This window comes from Lentzea alba (assembly GCF_011067745.1).
GTDB classification, from domain to species: Bacteria; Actinomycetota; Actinomycetes; order Mycobacteriales; family Pseudonocardiaceae; genus Lentzea; species Lentzea alba.
Genome location: NZ_JAAMPJ010000011.1, coordinates 202,454 through 220,356, shown reverse-complemented (window position 1 = coordinate 220,356; position 17,903 = coordinate 202,454). Strand labels below are relative to the sequence as shown.

The window sequence follows — 17,903 nt, the reverse complement described above, 5'->3', positions numbered from 1 at the left end:
ACCTAATCGGCGCAGCCAAATCTATTGATTTGGCAACATTGCGGGCGACCAGCGCGTTTGCCGAGGTAAGGTCCGGCATGGCAGCTGAAAACACGACTGGTTCAGTGGCCGCCGCCCAGGGGGGAAACCTGGTCGCCGCCGCGGGGCCGTACAGCATTTGGGGACCGACCGACACGCCCGCGGTCATTTCCGAGTCGGACACCGACTCGCTCGAGTTGGGCGTTCGATTCCGGGCCGACACCGCCGGTCGCATCACCGGGGTGAGGTTCTACAAAGGCGCCGGCAACGGCGGCACCCACACCGGGTCGGTGTGGACGGCGGACGGTATCCGGCTCGCGACCGCGACCTTCACGAACGAGACCGCCACGGGCTGGCAGACGGCGACGTTCGCGACGCCGGTGCAGGTTCAGCCCAACACGAGCTACATCGCCTCGTACTTCGCGCCGCAGGGCCGCTACAGCGCGAGCTACAACTACTTCACCACCCCCAGGGTCAACGGGCCGCTGACCGCGCCCGCGTCGAGGACGGCGGAACCGAACGGCGTCTTCCGCTACGGCGCGACGAGCGCGTTCCCGAACTCGACGCACCTGAGCGCCAACTACTGGGTCGACGTGATCTTCGAGTCGGTGCCGCTTGACCAGGGCTTCGGCGGGCCGGTGCTGCTGATCAAGTCGGACGCGCACCCGTTCAGCCGGTACTTCAGCGAGATCCTGCGCGCCGAGGGCATCGGCTCGTTCACGACGGTCGACCTGGCCGCCGTCACCGCCACCGTGCTCGGGCAGCACGACGTGGCGATCCTCGGCGAGATCCCGCTGACCCAGGCGCAGGCCACGATGTTCACCGACTGGGTCAACGCCGGCGGCAACCTCATCGCGTCCCGCCCGGACAAGAAGCTCAGCGGGTTGCTCGGGCTGACCGACCAGAACGCCACGCTCAGCAACGCGTACCTGCTGATCGACCCCGCGCAGGTGCCCGGTCTGCCGAACACGACCCTGCAGTTCCACAGCACCGCGGACCGTTACACCGCAACGAGTGCGACGACCGTGGCCACGCTCTACAGCAACGCCACGACCGCGACCAACAGCCCGGCCGTCACGATCCGGCAGGTCAACAGCGGGCACGCGGTGGCGTTCACCTACGACCTGGCCCGCTCGGTGGTGCAGACCAGGCAAGGCAATCCGGCGTGGGCGGGCATGGAACGCGACGGCGACGACCCGTTGCGCCCGGTGGACCTGTTCTTCGGCGCGAAGCAAGGTGACGTCCAGCCGGACTGGATCGACTTCGGCAAGGTCGCCATCCCGCAGGCGGACGAGCAGCAGCGCCTGCTGACCAACGTCCTCGCGCTGGTCAACCGCGCCAAGAAGCCGATCCCGAAGACCTGGTACCTGCCCAAGGGCCTCAAGGCCGCCATCGTCATGGCACTCGACGACCACGGCGTCCCGAACGGCACCCAGACGTACTTCAACCAGCTCAACGCCAACACGCCCGCCGGTGCGCAGCTCAACCAGTGGGAAGCCCTGCGCGCCACGTCCTGGATGTTCGTCGACGGCGCGACCATGACCGACGCCCAGGCGGCGACGTACCACTCGCAGGGCTTCGACCTGGGCATCCACGTGAACACCGGCTGCGCCGACTGGACGCCCGCCTCACTGGCGGCGTCGTTCACCTCGGAACTGGCGTTGTGGGCGTCGACCTATCCCAGCCTGCCGGCGCAGACGGGCAACCGGACGCACTGCATCGTGTGGAGCGACTGGGCGACGCAACCCAAAGTCGAGCTGAGCAAGGGCATCCGGATGGACCTCAACTACTACTACGCACCGGACTGGTGGGTGCAGAACCGGCCGGGCATGTTCACCGGCTCCGGCCTGCCCATGCGGTTCGCCGACCTCGACGGCTCGATGATCGACGTCTACCAGGTCGTCTCGCAGCTCGTCGACGAGAACGGCATCACCTACCCGGGCGGCATCGACGCCATGCTCGACAAGGCCCTCGGTTCTGAGGGCTACTACGGCGTTTTCGGCACGCACTACTACATCAGCGGCGACAACTTCGGCACGCACGTGATCAACTCGGCGAAGGCCCGCGGCGTTCCGATGATCACCGGCAAGCAGATCCTCGACTGGACCGACGGCCGCAACGCCTCGTTCTTCTCGCAGATCGCGTGGAGCGGCAACAACCTGACGTTCACGGCCACTGTGGACGGACGAACGAACGGCATGCTGCGCGGAATGCTGCCCGTGCAGTCGGTCAAGGGCGCGCTCACAGGACTCACCCGCAACGGCTCGGCCGTCGCCTACACGCAGGAGACGATCAAGGGCGTCACGTACGCGATGTTCCCGGCCACGTCGGGGAACTTCAGCGCGGCCTACACACCGCACACGTTCCCGGCGTCGTTCTTCGCCCAGTCCACTCCGACGAACGTCACCACGACCGACACCAGCGCAGGCGAGCTCGGCTTCAAGTTCGTCCCGGCGGTGAACGGCAAGATCACCCACGTCAAGTTCCACAAGGGCCCGCAGAACCTCGGCACGCACACCGTGAGCGTGTGGTCGTCCACCGGCACGCGGCTCGCCACAGCCACCGCGACCAACGAGACACCGACCGGCTGGCAGACCGTGGCGCTGCCGGCGCCGCTCAACGTCACCGCGGGTCAGACCTACATCGCGTCGTACTTCTGCCCCGGCGGCCGCTACTCGTACGACTACGACTACTTCAACCAGGCCCGCACCAGCGGTCCGCTCACGGCGCCGTCGTCCGTCGCCAGTGGCGGGAACGGGGTCTACGCCCTCGGCAGCAACTTCCCGAACCAGACCTATCGGGCCCTCAACTACTGGGTGGACGTGATCTTCACCCAGTAGTTCGACAGCTCGCGCAGCGTTCCGTACAATGTACGGTATGTCGTACGACGAGGTCATGCAGTGGTTCGCGAGCTGGGACGAGCTGGCGGTGGCGGGAGAGGTCGAGAAGATGGCCGACATGGCCCTGTTCCCGATCAACACCGTCACCGACGGCTCGGCGACGTCGTGGGACCGGGAGCGGTTCGTGCAGGAAATGGGGGCCCAGCTGGGCGGCGGCGGTGAGGTGAAGATGGAGTCGGTGCGCACACCGCACTTCATCAACGACAACCTGGTCTTCGTCATCACCGACGGCACGATCAACGGGATGACGGTTCGCTACGGCGACCTGCTGGTGAAGGTCGGCGGCGAGTGGAAGTTCCAGACGATGGTCCAGGGCGGCTGGGCCTAGCCCCGGAAGGACACCCCGGGGAAGAGGGTGCCAACCGTGATGATTCTCAAAGCAGGGTGAGCTGTTCCTGATCCACGCGCGGCGCCGGCACACCCACCGGCAGGCTGCCATCGGGCCACACGCCGTCGTCGTCACCGGGCACACCGGTGACGGCGTCGGTGGACCGCCCACGCGGCGCCAGCCCGTGCTTCTCGATCAACGGAACGACCCGCGCGGTCAACCACTTCCGGTACCGCTTGTCCACATAGGACCCGTTGCCGTACAGGTGCCGGTACGTCTCGACGAGATCCGGGTGCTCGCGCCGCAACCAGGCCGCGAACCACTCCTTCGCTCCCGGACGCAGGTGCAACGGCAGCACCGTGACGCCCGTGGCGCCGGCATCCGCAATCTGTTCCAGCAGGAAGTCCAGCTGCTCAACGGAATCCGTCAGCTCCGGCAGCACCGGCGCCACGAACACCCCGCACGGCAACCCGGCTTCCCGCACCTTCCGCACCAGGTCGAGCCGCGCGGCCGGCGTCGGCGTGCCGGGTTCCAGCGACCTGTGCAGATCGCGGTCCATCAACGCGAGCGACACCGCGATCCCGACCGGCACAACCTCGGCCGCGGCGGACAGCAGCGGCAGGTCGCGCGCCAGCAGGGTGCCCTTCGTCAGGATCGAGAAGGGCGTGCGGGAGGCGGTCAGGGCCTCGATGATCCCTGGCATCAAGGAGTACCGCCCCTCCGCCCGCTGGTACGGGTCGGTGTTGGTGCCGAGCGCGACGTGCTCCTGCTTCCACCTGGACGACCGCAGCTGGCGGGACAGCACCTCCGCCGCGTTGACCTTGACGATCAGCTGGTTGTCGAAGTCCTTGCCCGCGTCCAGGTCCAGGTAGGTGTGGGTCTTGCGGGCGAAGCAGTTGTGGGACACCACACCGTTCGCGATGAAGTCGGCGGTGCCGGTCGAGATGTCGTAGAGCGTCATCTCCCCCAACGGTTCCACGGACACGACGCCCAACGGCTGCTGCGACTTGATCGCCACGCCGTCGATGTCCCGCTTGCGCGTGATCGCCGGGTCGACGGTGTGGAAGAAACGCAGGTTCTCCCGCAGTCCGCCGCGCAGTCGCACGACCCGCACGCCACGACGACGGCGCAGTTCCTCGATCGCGAAGTCGAAGTGGAAGTGCTTGAGCGCCAGGCAGATCGCTTCGAGCACGGTGGCGTTGCGCGTCGACAACCGCAGGATGCTGCGCGAGCAGGTCCCCAGGTAGTCGAACGCACCGGCCAGGAATCCCTTGAGCCAGTCCGGGTTCGGGGCTATCTGCCAGTGCGCTAGGTCGCGCACTTGGTGCAGAAATCCCCTCCCTTCTCGCACACCGAAGTAGTCGAGATACTCCTGTGTGCGGTCCATGGCCTCTATGTCGGCCAAGGGGATCCGGAACTCGTTCTCGTCGTCCACCATGCCGCGCAGGTAGCCGCGGCGGTAGTCGTCGGTCACGGAGGGCTGCTCGACGAAAGCCCCCGTGCCCATCAGCTTGTTGCCGGTCGTGAGGTGCGGACGGCGGCCCGTGCCCGCGGTCTCGCCGGTCACGTGCTTCCAGCCGCGGTCGGTCAGGAAGCGGTGATCACCGGACGCGACGACCGACGTGCCGTCCTCCAGCGTCAGCCGGTACGCCTCTTTGCGCGTCTCCCAGTGCGCGAGGACGGTCGTGAGTTTGTAACGCCGGTAGTTGCCGACGAGTTCGGTGCCGTAGATCTCATCGCCCTCCCGCAGCTCGGCCAACGGTTTGGTGCGGCCGTTGCCCATGAGGATCGGGGTATCGCCCGCCAGGCAGTAGGTGCAGGCGTGTGAGCAGCCCCGATACGGGTTCACGGTCCACGAGAAGGGCAGCGACGAACCCGGTACCCCGTTGAGCACGGATTTGGCGCGGACCTCGTGGAACACCACGTCCGCGAACTCAGGAGTTCGTACGCTGCGCACCAGTCCCGGTAGCCCCGGTAGTGCCTGCTGCGGCTCTGCCTCGAGTTTCTGTCCGTCCCATCGCACACCATCGATTCGAACACATGTTCGAACGGCGGTCAAGGAGATCGCGTGTCACCCATTGAGGTAGCAGGCTTCGTCACCGGCGCACTGTGCGTGTGGCTGGTCGCCCGGCAAAACCCCTGGAACTGGCCCATCGGCATCGCCAACAACATCGCGTTCTTCGTGCTGTTCTGGGGCAGCGGGCTGTTCGCCGACTCCGGGCTGCAGATCGTGTACGTCGTGCTCGCCGTCTACGGCTGGTGGGCGTGGCTGCGCGGCGGCGAGCAGCACACGACGCTGCACGTCAGCCGCACGACGCGGCAGCAGTGGATCTGGCTCGCGGTCGCCGGCGTGCTCGGCACCGGGTTGCTGCACTGGGTCCTGGTGACGTTCACCGAGTCGACCGTGCCGTTCTGGGACGCCATCACAACGGTGTTGTCGCTGCTCGCGACCTGGGGCCAGGCCCGCAAGAAGATCGAGTGCTGGTGGCTGTGGATCGCCGCGGACGTGATCTACGTGCCGCTCTACGCCTACAAGGAGCTGTACCTGACGGCTGTGTTGTACGTGGGGTTCATGGTGCTGTGCGTGATCGGCCTGCGCTCGTGGCTCAAGGACCTCAAGGACGAGGTGCGCGTGTGAAGGAGTTCGAACACGCGTTGGTGCTCGGCAAGTTCTATCCGCCGCACAACGGACACCACCACCTCATCGAGACGGCGGCCGCACGCAGTACACGCACAACGGTCACCGTGCTCGCCGCGTCGTCGGAGACCATCCCTCTCGAACACCGCGTGCACTGGCTGACGGAGACACACGGCGCGACGCCGGGTGTACGGATCATCGGCGACCTCGACGACCACCCGATGGACTTCGACTCCGACGAGATCTGGAACCTGCACGTCGAACTGACCCGCGCGGTCCTCGCCCGGCGCGCGATCGCGGACGGAGATCCCTCGAAGGCACCGGTCGACGTCGTGTTCTCCAGCGAGAAGTACGGCGACGAGCTGGCTCGCCGGCTGGGCGCGCAGCACGTCCTCGTCGACCTGGACCGCCTGACGCATCCGGTCTCCGGCACCGCCGTCCGCACCGACCCGATCGCGAACTGGCACCACCTCGCGCCCGCCACGCAGCGCGGTCTGGGGTGGAAGGTCGTGGTCGTCGGCGCCGAGAGCACCGGCACGACCACCCTGTCGCGGCAGCTCGCGGACCACTTCTCCGCGCCGTGGATCGCCGAGTACGGCCGCGAGCACACCGAGCTCAAACTGGCCGCCGCACGAGCGTTCGCGCCTTCGTCCACTGTGGATGATCTGGTGTGGACGCTGGGTGACTTCGAGGACGTGGCGCACGAACAGGAACGCCGCATCCGGGCTTCGACCGCGCCGTTGGTCGTCGCGGACAACGACGCGTTCGCCGCGACCGTCTGGGGAGAGCGCTACCTCGGTTTCCGGCCGGAGATCTTCCTCGGGTCCGAACCGGACCTCTACCTGCTGACCGACCACGTCGGCGTTCCGTTCGAACAGGACGGCTGGCGTGACGGCGAGCACCTGCGGGAGTGGATGACCGGACTGTTCGAACAGGAGCTGACGCGGCGCGGTGTGCCGTGGCTCAAGCTGACCGAGGACAGGTTCGCGACGGCCATCACGGCCGTCGCACAACTGATGAGGCAGGATGTCTCGTGTGGGTCACGGTCACGGGCATAGCCACGCGCTGAAGGACGAAGAACCCGCATCAGAGCGCGTACGCACGTTGCTGATGTGGCTGCTGGTGCCGTTGGCACTGGCCACGCTCGTCGGCGCGGCGCTGCTCTACCCGTTCGGGCACGAGCAGAAGACCGGCGCGGAGATCGGCCTGCACCAGAAGCCCGTCAACGCCGTCGTGACCGGTGTGCAGGCGAACTGCGGCGAGAAGTGCGTCGCCATCACGGTGAAGATGACCGACGGTGACGCCAACGGGCAGAGCATCACGATCCCGAGCGTGAACGGCCCTGGAGCCCCGCGCTTCAACGTCGGCGACGAGGTCGTTCTGTCCTATTCGGGCAGCCAGCCGCAGGCCGCCGAGTCGTACCAGATCGTCGACTTCCAGCGCGACTGGTCACTCGTGATCCTGGCGGTGCTCTTCGCCGCGGCCGTGCTGCTGCTCGGACGATGGCAGGGCCTCGCGGCACTCGGTGCGCTGCTGCTGAGCTTCGTGGTGCTCGTGCTGTTCGTGATGCCGTCGATCCTGGCCGGCAAGAGCCCGCTGATGGTGGCGGTGGTCGGCGCCGGGCTGATCATGTTCGTGGTGCTCTACCTCACCCACGGCGTCAGCGCGCGAACATCGACAGCCGTGCTCGGGACGTTGGTCAGCCTCGCGCTGATCGGCGTGCTCGGCGCGTTGTTCTCGGCGTTCGCCTCGCTGACCGGCCTCGACGAGGACACGATCAACCTCGTCACCATCCTCGGCACCGACATCGACACCCGCGGGCTGTTGCTGGCGGGCACGCTGATCGGCGCGCTGGGCGTGCTCGACGACGTGACCGTCACGCAGACCAGTGCGGTGTGGGAGCTTCGGCGGGCCAACGACAAGCTGACCTGGCGCGAGCTGTTCGCGGCCGGTTCGCGGATCGGGCGCGACCACATGTCGTCCGTCGTGAACACGCTCGTGATGGCCTACGCGGGCGCGGCGCTGCCGTTGCTGCTGGCGATCTCGCTGTCCGGGCGGTCGATGGGCGAGATCCTGACCGCGCAGCAGATCGCGCAGGAGATCGTGCGCACGCTGGTCGGCAGCATCGGCCTGGTGGCGGCGGTCCCGGTCACCACGGCCCTGGCCGCCCTGGTCGCCGTGCGCCAAGAGGTCGCCCCGGCCGCAGCACCTGAACCCGAGCCGGAGCCCGAGCCAGAACCGAAGACCGTGAAGCGCGCGAAGCCCGTGAAACCCAGGCCCGCGCGCATCGAGGGCGACCTCTTCATCGGCTACGACCCCGACAAGGGGCCGTGGGAACGACCTAGCGAGCCAAGAGCACGAAGAGCAGCGTCAGCACGCCAGGCACCACCTGCACGAAGAAGATCTTCCGGCTCGCCGTGAACGTGCCGTAGACGCCGGCGACGATCACGAACACCGTGAAGAGCACGGACGCGCCGAAGTCCTGCCGGATCAGCGCGTAGATCAGACCGGCGGCGAGGAAGCCGTTGTAGAGGCCCTGGTTCGCGGCGAGCGCCTTGGACGCCTGCGCGAACTCGGGCGTGAGACCGAACGCCTTCTGGCCGCGCGGTGTCGTCCAGAGGAACATCTCCAGCACCACGATGTAGAGGTGGATCAACGCCACCAGGGCGATCAGGATGTTCGCGATAACCTGCACGTAGGTCCTCCTCTGGACTGACACACCCGATGAGACAATAGAGCAGTGGGAAGACAGCGGCCCGACACAGAGGCGATCACCGAGTCGATCGACTCCGGTGTTGCCGAACTGGTCCCCGATCTCGGTGGACGGAACTCGTGGACGTTGCGGGTCAACGGAACCCCACAGTCGCATGTGGACCTGGACGACCCGACCTATCTCGAGTTCGAGTACGTCCGCAGGCTGGGTCACATCGTCGATCTCACCGCGCCTTCGCGTGTGCTCCACCTGGGTGGTGGCGCTCTCACGCTAGCGCGCTACGTGGCGGATCTACTGCCTCGGGCGTCTCAGCAGGTCGCCGAGATCGACGCGGGCCTGATCGCGTTCATCCGCCGCGAGCTGCCCCCGCCCTCACGGCTGAGGATCACCACCGGCGACGCCCGCGCGGTGCTCGTGAAGGCACGCCCCGGCTCGTTCGACCTGATCGTCTCGGACTGCTTCGCCGGCGCCCGCACCCCCGCCCACCTGACGTCGGTCGAGTACGTGCGCCAGGCGTCCGCCGCGCTGGCCGACGACGGCATCTACGCCGCGAACATCGGTGACGGCAACGGCCTGCAGTTCGCCCGCTCCCAGTGCGCCACCGTGCGCGCGGTGTTCGAACACGTCTGCGTGCTCGCCGAACCGGGCGTGTTCCGCGGTCGCAGGTTCGGCAACTTCGTGATCCTCGCGTCACACAACGGGCTGCCGATGCAGCAGCTGACCCGCGCGACGGCCGGCGATCCGTTCCCGGGGCGGGTCGAACACGGCACGGGCCTGACGAAGTTCATCGGTGGCGCGCCAGTCACCACCGATGCCACCGCGACTCTGTCGCCCGCGCCGCCGTCCGGCCTGTGGGGCACCTGAGCCGACATCAGTCCAGCGAGGTCACGAACTTCGACACGGCCTCCGGATGGAGCTTCTGCGCCATCCGACCAGCAGGCGCCAACGATCCCAGCCGGTACAACGGCCGTTCGGCTGCCGCCAGCCCGCGAGCCTCCGCCCGCAACTGGGCGACGAGCAGCTCCGAGAACACCAGCCCAGGCGTGTCCCCGCGGGCCGCCAGCGCGTCCGCCAGCCGGCGCAGCTGGTAGATCCCCAGCTCCCGCCCACCGGTGCCCGCGTACATCGACAGCGCGACGTTGATCGCCTTCTTGCCGCCGCGCACGAACAGCCCGACGGTCCGCGCCCCGCGCAGGTCCGTGACCAGCAGGTCGAGTCCGGTCGCGGTGGCCAGGTCGACCTTGCGCGTGCCGAACGCGCGCACGTACACGGTCGTGCCCTCCAGCCACACCGTGCGGCGGGCCTCGGACAGCGCCAGCAGGATCACCGGCACCGACACGATCAACCCGGCGATGACGCCCGGCCAGCGCCCGCCGATCAGGCCCACGATCCCGCCGAAGGCGAGCGCGACCATGATGCCGCCGATGGCCACCATGCGCGCCCGCTTGCGGACCGTCGTCTTGTCCAGCAGGTCGAGAACGAGCTTGTCGTCGCTCACGGGGTCTCCCGCACCGCCTCGGCCACTGTCGCGCCCGCGTCCGACGCCAGCGCCTCGGCACCACCCGGCACACCGGCGAGCAGATCGCCCGGCTTCAACGCGTCCCGCACCGCCGACACCACGTCCGCCAGCGGCACCGTCACCTGCTCACCGGTAGCCAGCGTCTTGATGCCGATGTTCCCGGCCTCCAGGTCGCGCTCGCCCAGCACCAGCGCCAGCCGCGCACCGGACTTGTCCGCCGCCTTGAACCCGGCCTTCATCGACCGGCCGCCGTACACCAGGTCCGTGCGCACCCCGGCCGCCCGCAGCTCACCGGCGATCGCCACCAGCCGGGCCCGCGCCGCCTCGCCCAGCGGCACGCCGATCACGTCGACCCGGCTGAACTCCGGCAGCACGCCCTCGGCCTGTGCCGCGAGCAGCGCCCGGTCGACGCCGAGGCCGAAGCCGACGCCGGACAGCTCCTGGCCGCCGAGCTGCGCCATCAGGCCGTCGTAGCGACCGCCGCCGCCGATACCCGACTGCGCGCCCAGGCCGTCGTGCACGAACTCGAACGTCGTCTTCGTGTAGTAGTCGAGGCCGCGGACCATGCGCGGGTTCTCGACGAACTTCACGCCCAGCTCGGTCAGGTAACCCTTGACCAGCTCGTAGTGCTCACGACACCCGTCGCACAGGTGGTCCACCATCAACGGCGCGTCCGCGACCAGCGCGCGCACCTCGGGCCGCTTGTCGTCGAGCACGCGCAGCGGGTTCAGCTCGGCACGCTGACGGGTCGCCTCGTCCAGCGGCAGCTTCGCCAGGAACGCCTGCAGCAGCTCGCGGTACGCCGGACGGCAGTTGGCGTCACCCAGCGAGGTGAGCTCCAGCCGGTACCCGGTCAGGCCGAGCGCGCGGAAGCCCGCGTCACCGACCGCGATGACCTCGGCGTCCAGCGCGGGGTCGTCGACGCCGATCGCCTCGATGCCGACCTGGTGGAACTGCCGGTACCGCCCGGCCTGCGGGGCCTCGGCGCGGAAGAACTGGCCCGCGTAGTAGAGCTTCACCGGCAGCGAGCCGCGGTCGAGGCTGTGCTCGATCACGGCCCGCATCACGCCTGCGGTGCCCTCGGGGCGCAGCGTGATGGACCGGTCGCCGCGGTCGAGGAAGGTGTACATCTCCTTCGTCACGACGTCGGTCGACTCGCCGACGCCGCGCGAGAACAGCGCGGTGTCCTCGAAGACCGGCAGCTCGACGTAGCCGTAGCCCGCGACTTCGGCGGCACGGGTCAGGGTCGACCGAACGTGCACGAAAGCGGCGGACGTCGGCGGGATGTAGTCGGGAACGCCTTTGGGTGCGGAAAACACGTCTCTCAAAGTCCTCGGTGCGGGGCGGCCGGTGCGTCCTGCAACTGGAGCAGGTAGGGGTTCGTCCCACGCTCTCGGCCAATGGTCGTCGACGGGCCGTGGCCCGGCAGCACCACCGTGTCGTCGGGCAAGGTCAAGACCTTGTTCTGCAGAGACGACAACATGCGCGAGTGGTCACCGCCGGGCAGGTCGGTGCGTCCGATGGAACCGGCGAAGAGCGTGTCACCCGAGATCACCAGGCGACCCCCTTCCTGCACGCCGGAGCGGAACATCACCGACCCGCCGGTATGGCCCGGCGTGTGGTCGACGGTGATCTGCAACCCGGCGAGGTCGAGCTCGGCGCCGTCGGTCAGCTCGCGCACCTCGGACGGCTCGCGCATCTCCAGGTTGCCGCCGAAGAACGCGGCCGACTCGCGGCTCACGCCCTTGAGCGGGTCGGAGAGCATCGCGACGTCGTCCGGGTGGATGTAGGCGGGGATGTCGTTGCCGTCGCAGACCGGGGTGACGGAGAACGTGTGGTCGAAGTGCCCGTGCGTGAGGAGCACGGCGACCGGCGCGAGCTTGTACTCCCGCAGCGCCTGCTCGACCGGCTCGACCGCGTCCTGACCGGGGTCGATGATCACGCAGGGCTCGCCCTCACCGGCCGCCAGGACGAAGCAGTTCGCCTGGAGCGCACCAGTGGGGAACCCGATCACGAGCACGAAAATGACCTCCCTGTTCAACCACAGCCTAACCACCACACAAAGCTCATATGCCCAGGCCCTAGACTGCCGTGCCGACCGCCCTATTCGCATGAGTCCCTGGGGAGGGAGCACGTGCCCACCAACGAGCAGCGACGCGCGAACGCCAAGCGCAAGCTTGAGCGTCAGATGGTGTACCGCCAGGAGCGGGCCAAGAAGCGTCGCATCATCGCCGTCGTCTCGACGGTCGTCGTTGTTGCGCTCGTCGGAGGTGGTGTGTGGTGGCTCGCGACCCACGACTTCGGTAACGGCGACGCCGCCGCGTCGGAGACTCCCGCGCAGGAGTCGGTGGACAAGGCGGACAAGATCCCCACCGCGATGCACCAGATTCCGAAGCGTCCGACCGCGCTGCCGGAAAAGGTGAACTGTGAATACACGAAGGGCCAGGAGCCGGCGGCCAAGGAGAACACCCCGCCCGCGAACGGTGAGCAGCCCGCCACCGGAACGGTCGGCGTCACCCTCGGCACCTCCATCGGCGACCTGAAGTTCAACCTGGACCGCGCGCTCGCGCCGTGCACGGTGAACAACTTCATCAACCTGGCGAAGCAGAAGTACTTCGACAACACCACCTGCCACCGTCTCGTGGTGACCGGCATCCAGGTCCTGCAGTGCGGCGACCCCGGCGGCAACGGCATGGGCGGCCCCGGCTACTCGTTCAAGGACGAGGTCTACCCCGAGCTGACCTACGGCCGCGGCGTGCTCGCCATGGCGAACTCGGGCCCGGACACCAACGGCTCGCAGTTCTTCATCGTCTACGGCGACGGCGCGAACCTGAAGCCCGCGTACACCGTGTTCGGCACGGTCGACGAGGAGTCGCTGAAGAAGATCGACGAGGTCGCGAAGACCGGCGCGATCTCGCAGTCGCCCGGCCAGGGTGACGGCAAGCCGAAGACCCCGGTCGACATCAAGTCGGCTCTGGTAGCGAACTAGTTCTTCACACGAAAAAGCCCCCGGTTCGGAGCCGGGGGCTTTTTCGTGTGTGCTGGTTACGAGGCTGACGTCACGCGATAGACGTCGTAGACGCCCTCAACGCTCCGCACGGCCTTCAGAACGTGGCCCAGGTGCTTCGGGTCGCCCATCTCGAACGAGAACCGGCTGACGGCCACACGGTCCCGCGACGTCGTCACCGACGCCGACAGGATGTTCACGCGCTCGTCGGCCAGCACCTTCGTGACGTCCGAGAGCAGCCGGTGCCGGTCGAGCGCCTCCACCTGGATGGCGACCAGGAACACGCTGGACGCGCTCGGAGCCCACTCGACGTCGAGGAGGCGTTCCGGCGACTTCAGCAGCTCGTCCGCGTTCGTGCAGTCGGTCCGGTGCACGGAGACACCGCCACCACGCGTCACGAACCCGAGGATGTCGTCGCCCGGCACCGGAGTGCAGCAACGGGCGAGCTTCACCCACACGTCGCCCGCGTCCTTGACGATCACGCCCGCGTCGCCGGTAGGGCGGCGCCGGGTGACCGTGGACGGGGTGGCGCGGTCGGCCAGCTCCTCCTCGGCGTGGTCGACCCCGCCGAGCTGGGCCACGAGACGTTGCACGACGTGCCGCGCCGAGGTGTGGCCCTCGCCGACCGCCGCGTACAACGCGCTCATGTCCGGGTAGTGCAGTTCCTTCGCGAGGGCCTGCATGGAGTCGACCGACACGAGGCGCTGGATCGGCAGGCCGACCCGGCGGACCTCCTTGGTGATCGCGTCCTTGCCCTGCTCGATCGCCTCTTCCTTGCGCTCCTTGGCGAACCACTGCTTGATCTTCGCCTTGGCCCGCGGGGACGCGACGAAGCTCAACCAGTCGCGGGACGGACCCGCGCCCTCCGCCTTGGAGGTGAAGATCTCGACGACCTCGCCGTTCTCGAGCTTGCGTTCGAGAGCGACCAGGCGACCGTTCACCCGAGCGCCTATGCAGCGGTGACCCACCTCGGTGTGCACCGAGTAGGCGAAGTCGACCGGCGTGGAGCCCGTCGGCAACGTCTCGACGTCACCCTTGGGGGTGAACACGAAGATCTCGCGCGCGGCGAGGTCCCAGCGCAGGCCCTCCAGGAACTCACCGGGGTCCGCGGCTTCCCGCTGCCAGTCGAGGAGCTGGCGCATCCACGCCATCTCGTCGATCTCGACGGACTTGCCGTTGTGCGTGCCCTTGGTTTCCTTGTAACGCCAGTGCGCCGCAATGCCGTACTCGGCCCGCTGGTGCATCTCCTGCGTGCGGATCTGCACTTCAAGAGGCTTGCCGTCGGGACCGATCACGGTCGTGTGCAGCGACTGGTACACGCCGAACCGCGGCTGCGCGATGTAGTCCTTGAACCGCCCGGGCATCGGCTGCCACGCGGCGTGCACGACGCCCATCGCGGCGTAGCAGTCGCGCACCTCGTCCACCAGGATCCGCACACCCACGAGGTCGTGGATGTCGTCGAAGTCCCGGCCGCGGACGATCATCTTCTGGTTGATCGAGTAGTAGTGCTTCGGCCGCCCCTCGACCTTCGCGACGATCCGCGCACTCTCGAGTTGAGTGTTCAGCTCGTCGACGACGGTCCGCAGGTACGTGTCACGACTCGGCGCGCGCTTCGCGACCAGGCGGACGATCTCGTCGTACTTCTTCGGCTGCAGGATCGCGAACGCGAGGTCCTCCAGCTCCCACTTCACGGTCGCCATGCCCAGGCGGTGGGCCAGCGGCGCGAGCACTTCGAGCGTTTCACGGGCCTTGCGGGCCTGCTTCTCGGGCGGCAGGAACCGCATGGTGCGCATGTTGTGCAGCCGGTCGGCCAGCTTGATGACCAGGACCCGTGGGTCCTTCGCCATCGCGATGACCATCTTGCGGATGGTCTCGGCCTCGGCCGCTGCCCCCAGCTTGACCTTGTCGAGCTTCGTGACGCCGTCGACGAGACGAGCGACCTCCTCGCCGAAGTCGTCCTTCAGCTGCCCCAGTGAGTAATCGGTGTCTTCCACGGTGTCGTGCAGCAGCGCGGCCACCAGCGTCGTGGTGTCCATGCCCAGCTCGGCGAGGATCGTCGCCACGGCGAGCGGGTGGGTGATGTACGGATCGCCGGACTTGCGGCGCTGCGGGCGGTGCTTCTCCTCGGCAACGTCATATGCGTGCTGCAGAAGCGCCAGATCGGCCTTGGGATGGAGGTCACGGTGCACGGCGGCGAGAGGTTCGAGGACCTGCTTCACCGGGGCCGCACGTTGGGCGGTGATGCGCCGCGCAAGGCGGGCGCGCACACGCCGGGTAGCCGACGGTTGAACAACCGTCGCAGCGGGTTCGGTGTCTTGACTCAACCCCACGCTCCTCGGGTCTCGCGAGTACCGAGGATAACGCGTTTACGCTGACGAAACTTCCGATGGCGCGCTGAGCGGCGCAGCTCACACGGTGAACGCCACCCAAACTTTTGCTGGGCCGATCAGGCGACGCTCACCACGAACGCGCGCCACGCCTGAATCGAGAAGACCAGGGCGTCACCGCCAGTGGCCTTCGAGTCACGCACGAGAGCGTCGTGGGCGAGCGACACCTCGACACACGCGCTCTCGATCGTGTCGTTGCTGTAGGAGCTCTTATGCCAGGTCCGATGGTGGCTCATCGAGGTCCTTTCGCGGTCCGCTGACGTAGTTCGCCAGCAGGCTCCGCGATTGTCCCTCATCCAAAGCGCAGGCATCCAACCACTTGAAGAACTCACGGCTGTCCCGGATGGCGCCGCCGTCGTGCGCGAACACCTGGCCAAGACCGTTCTCGCTGTACGCCACCGGCGGGTGCTTCTCGAAGTTGAAAAGCATGCGGGCCGACTGCCTGAGGGGAGCAGAGCCCGCCGACATCGGCACGATCCGCAGGAGGTGCGTGTTGAAGAGCAGGCGCAGGTACTGCTCCTCCATGAGCTGGTCGTCGCCGACCTTCAGCTGCAAAGCGAGTTCGTGGACGTAGAAGAGACATTCCGGACGGTTCTGGCGCCTCATGACCGCCTGGCGTTCCGTACGCAGCTGAACGCCCCTCTCGATGTCCTCAGGAGCTACTCGGCCGCCATCGACGAACAACGCTCGCGCGTACTCCGGGATCTGGATGAGGCCCGGGATGGTGTGAACGTCGTAGGTCGTGATCTTCGTGGCTTTCGCCTCGGCCATGGCGAGTGTGCGGATGTTGTCCGGCACCACCACGACGTACGGATCAAAGGCGTACCGGTAACGGTCGCGGAAGGCTTCGAAGAACACGAAGTCCCGGCCGCACATCATCAGGTACTGGACGAGGTCGATTTCGCTCGCCCGCGCCTTGCCGTTCTCGATGTTCGACACCTTGCTCGGATCCCACCCGAGTTCTTCGGCGAAGCCGAACCCGGTCAGCCTGGTGTGCTTCTCGCGCAGCCGGCGCAGTTCGTCGCCCAGGTCGCGGCTGTAGGCGGTGGAAGTGATCGCAGTCATTCGTCCGACGGTAGGCATTGACCCTCCTCCACGAACCAACTCGTTCGGATGAAAACGGCTGCTAGGCGGCAGGCCATTCGTGCTCCTCTCTCGTTCGCTCTCTGGTTCTGGGTGTGCGGGCAGGGTCCAGCCACGCGGGCGGGATGAACGCCGGCGTGCCGTGGATCAGCTCCACTTCCCCATCGCTCTGGTGGATCAAGGTGTGGTGGTGGCGGCACAGCAGCACCGCGTTGCCAACCGAGGTCTCGCCTCCGTGGGACCAGAACCTGACGTGGTGGGCGTCGCAGTGCTTGGCTGGCCGGTCGCAGCCGGGGAAGGCGCAGCCTCCGTCCCTGACGACCAGCAGGCGGCGGATCGCGGCGGGGAAGGGTGCGGGACTTGCGGCCGATGTCCATCGGCTCGGACCGGCCTCCCATGACCACCGGGATGACTCCGGCGTTGCAGGCCAGGCGCCGGACCAGCGCGGCGGGGACGCGCTCGCGGCTGTCCAGCAGCGCCAGGCCAGTCTTCTCGGCCAGGTCGGCGTAGGCCATCGTGAGGGTCAGCGTGACGGGTTCGCCGCCGTGCTCGGGCAGCTGGTCGGCGCGCAGCATCAGGTCGATCAGGTCGGCGAAGGCGTCGCCCTGCCGTTCGGCGCGCGAACGCGGGTCCGGGCCTTCCTCGGGTGTGGCGGAACGGGGCTTGGCCAGCGGATCGATCATCGCCTCGAACTTGGCGCCGCTGACCTTGTCCAGCCGGGCCCACACCTCCAGCTGCTCACCCTTCCACTCCATCCGCAGCTTGTTCACCGGCAACCGGGGCTCGGTCTCGCGTGACTCCGCGTCCTGCTGGTAGAGCCGGTACGCCAACTCCTTGGCGAACGAGCGCACCGCGCTGGGTTCGTGCGCGAGCGCGAACTCGACCACCGGCTGCTCGGCTTCGGGCGGCAGGTCCTTCATCACCTCGGCGACCGCCGAGATGTGCTCAGCCGAGAGCGCACCGTCGGCCACCGCGGCAGCGGTGGCCGGCAACTCCGGCTCCAGCACCGACCCGGTCGGCGTGACCTCACGGGCGAGCAGCGCTGCCCGCGCGACCCACTGCCGCGCGGTCTTCAGATCCCACCGCACCGCGTGGCGCAACACATGCGCCACATTCTTGTACCCCAACTCCCCTGCGGCGCCGCGCCGCCCCAGTTCGGCGATCTTCTGCATCATCACATTCTCAAGAACGCGAATTTCCAACACGTCTCCGGCGACTGCATCGAGCAGTTCGCCGGTAGAGAGAAGTCGAAAGTCCGGTTCGATCACGCGTTCGACATTACCGCAAGATCATGATGAAAACCCACGTCA

The 17,903-nt window shown here is 67.7% G+C and carries 15 protein-coding genes and 2 pseudogenes; 7 read left to right on the top strand and 10 right to left on the bottom strand.

From position 1 onward, the window contains the following. Positions 1-77 precede the first annotated feature (77 nt). Both G7043_RS34140 and G7043_RS34135 read left to right on the top strand, forming a co-directional pair. Positions 78-2,858, top strand: coding sequence for a DUF4082 domain-containing protein (locus tag G7043_RS34140; RefSeq protein ID WP_166052773.1), 2,781 nt, complete (start codon positions 78-80; stop codon positions 2,856-2,858). 37 nt (positions 2,859-2,895) lie between these two features. Next, entirely contained in the window at positions 2,896-3,246 is a 351-nt protein-coding gene (locus tag G7043_RS34135; protein WP_242642966.1) for a nuclear transport factor 2 family protein, read from the top strand. A gap of 46 nt (positions 3,247-3,292) precedes the next feature. On the opposite strand, the gene G7043_RS34130 is transcribed toward G7043_RS34135, so the two are convergent. Then, entirely contained in the window at positions 3,293-5,269 is a 1,977-nt protein-coding gene (locus tag G7043_RS34130; RefSeq protein WP_166052771.1) for an intein-containing Rv2578c family radical SAM protein, read from the bottom strand. 45 nt (positions 5,270-5,314) lie between these two features. On the opposite strand from G7043_RS34130, the gene pnuC reads away from it, so the two are divergent. Genes pnuC through G7043_RS34115 form a run of 3 tightly spaced genes read left to right on the top strand, consistent with a single transcriptional unit; the run spans position 5,315 to position 8,305 of the window. Further along, on the top strand, positions 5,315-5,884 hold the full coding sequence (gene pnuC, locus G7043_RS34125) for a nicotinamide riboside transporter PnuC (protein ID WP_313888207.1): 570 nt from the start codon (positions 5,315-5,317) through the stop codon (positions 5,882-5,884). Next, positions 5,881-6,942 carry an AAA family ATPase gene (locus G7043_RS34120; RefSeq protein WP_166052770.1) on the top strand — a complete coding sequence of 354 codons (1,062 nt, stop codon included), beginning with the start codon at positions 5,881-5,883 and terminating at the stop codon, positions 6,940-6,942. Before pnuC ends, G7043_RS34120 begins: the two co-directional genes overlap by 4 nt. 52 nt (positions 6,943-6,994) lie before the next feature. After that, positions 6,995-8,305, top strand: coding sequence for a YibE/F family protein (locus G7043_RS34115; protein ID WP_313888206.1), 1,311 nt, complete (start codon positions 6,995-6,997; stop codon positions 8,303-8,305). Here the strand turns inward: G7043_RS34115 and G7043_RS34110 are convergent. Next, positions 8,226-8,579: a DUF1304 domain-containing protein gene (locus tag G7043_RS34110; protein ID WP_166052768.1), complete on the bottom strand. Its 354-nt coding sequence runs from the start codon at positions 8,577-8,579 to the stop codon at positions 8,226-8,228. The two genes, G7043_RS34115 and G7043_RS34110, sit on opposite strands and share 80 nt — an antisense overlap. 45 nt (positions 8,580-8,624) lie before the next feature. Between G7043_RS34110 and G7043_RS34105 the strand changes: the two genes are divergently transcribed. Next, positions 8,625-9,461 (top strand): spermidine synthase, encoded by an 837-nt coding sequence (locus G7043_RS34105; RefSeq protein ID WP_166052767.1) that lies wholly within the window; start codon positions 8,625-8,627, stop codon positions 9,459-9,461. A gap of 7 nt (positions 9,462-9,468) precedes the next feature. Here G7043_RS34105 and G7043_RS34100 read toward each other — a convergent pair whose 3' ends face one another. From G7043_RS34100 to G7043_RS34090, 3 genes and pseudogenes are all read right to left on the bottom strand, one after another. Next, on the bottom strand, positions 9,469-10,095 hold the full coding sequence (locus G7043_RS34100; RefSeq protein WP_166052766.1) for a hypothetical protein: 627 nt from the start codon (positions 10,093-10,095) through the stop codon (positions 9,469-9,471). An 89-nt stretch (positions 10,096-10,184) separates the two neighbouring features. Then, positions 10,185-11,435, bottom strand: a pseudogene (hisS, locus tag G7043_RS34095) (histidine--tRNA ligase); the annotation flags it as partial. Between the two features lie 5 nt (positions 11,436-11,440). Then, positions 11,441-12,136 (bottom strand): MBL fold metallo-hydrolase, encoded by a 696-nt coding sequence (locus tag G7043_RS34090; RefSeq protein WP_166052764.1) that lies wholly within the window; start codon positions 12,134-12,136, stop codon positions 11,441-11,443. Positions 12,137-12,250: 114 nt separating this feature from the next. Between G7043_RS34090 and G7043_RS34085 the strand changes: the two genes are divergently transcribed. Then, a complete protein-coding gene (locus G7043_RS34085; RefSeq protein WP_166052763.1) occupies positions 12,251-13,105 on the top strand; it encodes a peptidylprolyl isomerase in 855 nt (284 codons plus the stop codon). Between the two features lie 56 nt (positions 13,106-13,161). Here the strand turns inward: G7043_RS34085 and G7043_RS34080 are convergent, their stop codons facing one another. The 5 genes and pseudogenes from G7043_RS34080 to G7043_RS34065 form a co-directional block, all read right to left on the bottom strand. Beyond that, the gene (locus tag G7043_RS34080; protein WP_207312087.1) at positions 13,162-15,447 is read right to left on the bottom strand and encodes a RelA/SpoT family protein; all 2,286 of its coding nucleotides are present in this window, start codon (positions 15,445-15,447) and stop codon (positions 13,162-13,164) included. A gap of 122 nt (positions 15,448-15,569) precedes the next feature. Beyond that, entirely contained in the window at positions 15,570-15,746 is a 177-nt protein-coding gene (locus G7043_RS34075; RefSeq protein ID WP_166052761.1) for a DUF397 domain-containing protein, read from the bottom strand. Next, positions 15,721-16,575 (bottom strand): helix-turn-helix domain-containing protein, encoded by an 855-nt coding sequence (locus tag G7043_RS34070; protein ID WP_166052760.1) that lies wholly within the window; start codon positions 16,573-16,575, stop codon positions 15,721-15,723. The genes G7043_RS34075 and G7043_RS34070 overlap by 26 nt, the downstream gene beginning before the upstream one ends. Positions 16,576-16,636: 61 nt before the next feature. Further along, positions 16,637-16,918, bottom strand: coding sequence for an HNH endonuclease signature motif containing protein (locus tag G7043_RS50450; protein WP_390828805.1), 282 nt, complete (start codon positions 16,916-16,918; stop codon positions 16,637-16,639). A 28-nt stretch (positions 16,919-16,946) separates the two neighbouring features. Then, positions 16,947-17,768 (bottom strand): annotated as a pseudogene (locus G7043_RS34065) (DUF222 domain-containing protein); the annotation flags it as partial. Positions 17,769-17,903 lie beyond the last annotated feature (135 nt).

Excerpts from the sequence above, each read along its gene's own strand:
- G7043_RS34140 (WP_166052773.1), top strand. The coding sequence starts at position 78 with ATGGCAGCTGAAAACACGACTGGTTCAGTGGCCGCCGCCCAGGGGGGA.
- G7043_RS34135 (WP_242642966.1), top strand. The coding sequence starts at position 2,896 with ATGTCGTACGACGAGGTCATGCAGTGGTTCGCGAGCTGGGACGAGCTG.
- G7043_RS34115 (WP_313888206.1), top strand. The coding sequence starts at position 6,995 with ATGTGGCTGCTGGTGCCGTTGGCACTGGCCACGCTCGTCGGCGCGGCG.
- G7043_RS34075 (WP_166052761.1), bottom strand. The coding sequence starts at position 15,746 with ATGAGCCACCATCGGACCTGGCATAAGAGCTCCTACAGCAACGACACG.
- G7043_RS34070 (WP_166052760.1), bottom strand. The coding sequence starts at position 16,575 with ATGACTGCGATCACTTCCACCGCCTACAGCCGCGACCTGGGCGACGAA.